The sequence below is a fragment of the Mesorhizobium sp. M0751 genome (genome assembly GCF_040320265.1).
Taxonomy (GTDB): domain Bacteria; phylum Pseudomonadota; class Alphaproteobacteria; order Rhizobiales; family Rhizobiaceae; genus Mesorhizobium.
The window spans coordinates 1-1,476 of the sequence record NZ_JAMYPH010000072.1 but is presented as its reverse complement, the minus strand read 5'-3'; the positions used below and the strand labels follow the sequence as shown (position 1 = coordinate 1,476).

General features: G+C 55.4%; 2 protein-coding genes. Both read right to left on the bottom strand.

Features of this window, described 5'->3' with window-relative positions:
- A partial coding sequence (locus NKI19_RS32670; RefSeq protein WP_352567710.1) for a pyridoxal-phosphate dependent enzyme occupies positions 1–668 on the bottom strand: 668 nt, incomplete at its 3' end.
- A gap of 10 nt (positions 669–678) precedes the next feature.
- A partial coding sequence (locus NKI19_RS32665) for a GHMP family kinase ATP-binding protein (protein ID WP_352567711.1) occupies positions 679–1,476 on the bottom strand: 798 nt, incomplete at its 5' end.

Here is a 1,476-nt window from a genome sequence, read left to right as displayed (position 1 = left end):
AGACTGTTCCCCAGCCCCCGCAGTTTCCGTTCGCCATCCTGTTGGCCAAAAATGACGCTATTGAAGGTGTCCACTCCAATCAGGCGCGCGCGAGGGGCTTTTTGGCGGAGGCGCTCTATCGTTCCGCAAGTAGAGCCGCCTGATCCCACAGAACCGACCAAAGTTACGTCGGCGCCCAACATCCCCGATATCTGATCGGCGAAGAGCTTATAGGCTGCGGGGTTGTCGGGTGTTTCGTATTGCCGGGGCCAGAAACAGGAGTGGCCCAACTTTCTCATCCTAGCGTGTAATGCGTCGAGGCGGCTTCTTTGATAACCACCCTCCCTCGCCTTTTCAGTTATTATGAAGACTTCGGCTCCCAAGGAGCTCAACCTGTTTTCCAGGCCTTTGTCCATCACTGGGTCTGTGAAGATTTCGAGTTGGAATCCACGTTCCCGGCAAACCACGGCCAAACCGAGCGCGAAGGTCCCGCTCGAGGTCTCGAGAACTTTCATGCCGTGCGTCAAAGCCCCTCGAGCCAGCGCTTGCTCAATGATGTACTTCGCAGGGAGAAGCTTCATGAACGCGAACTGCGCAAGATATAGGTTTGTCTCACACCTAATAATGCTGGGGAGAGCATAGGCATCAGAATAGCCGGAGAATGGGAGGCGTTTGCGAACAGCGTCCATATTGCTTACCTTACCGGCAACCACCAGTCATGGTCAGATATATTTTTGGCGAGTTGTCGAACGGCGATACATGGGCGAGCACTGCCCGAAGCTTCCGTGGAAAGTCAGCCGCCATTCGATCAAGCAGGATTCCAATCATTGTGCCGCTGTGCGCGACTATGACCCCGAGAGCGTCAGTGGCCTCGGATGCTTTCAGCATGGAGTTCAGATGCTCCTTTGGAGCCCGCTCCTGATGCAGGAGCGCGCTGGTCGTAGCTATTCTGCCTATCGTGGCCGTGTCACCCCGCGGAATTGCGATCCGTGCCCGTTCGAGTAATTGGTGATATTCCGCTCTGTGACTGGCGGATATTACACCTCGCCGTTGATCATAGTCGACAGTTTCGACAGTCCCTCCTTCATCGATACCAACGATTGCAAGCGGCGGCATTTGCCCAAGGAAGGAGAGAAGGCTACATGAACGCTGCTGATATGCGACCACTCCTGGGTACATCACCCCGTCGGATGGCTCGATCTCCGCCATTAGCTTCTCCATCAATGATGTCCGGACTCTACGCTTGAAGCAGCAGGCGATTGACCGTGCCGTCGCAACAAGATCCGCAGACGAACTCGCCAGCCCTTTGCCTTCGGGGAGCTCAGATTGCAAAAGGAGGATTCCTCCTGAGGCGCCGAGCGCAATCACGAGATTCTCAGCCAGTCGTTTTGCTTTCACTTTGTGTGACGGATAAACGGTTACGGATCGGGTGCCTGCAATCGGGATGAAGTGAGCTCGCGCAAAAAGCGCGATGGGCATCGTGACCAAGAAGTGAGG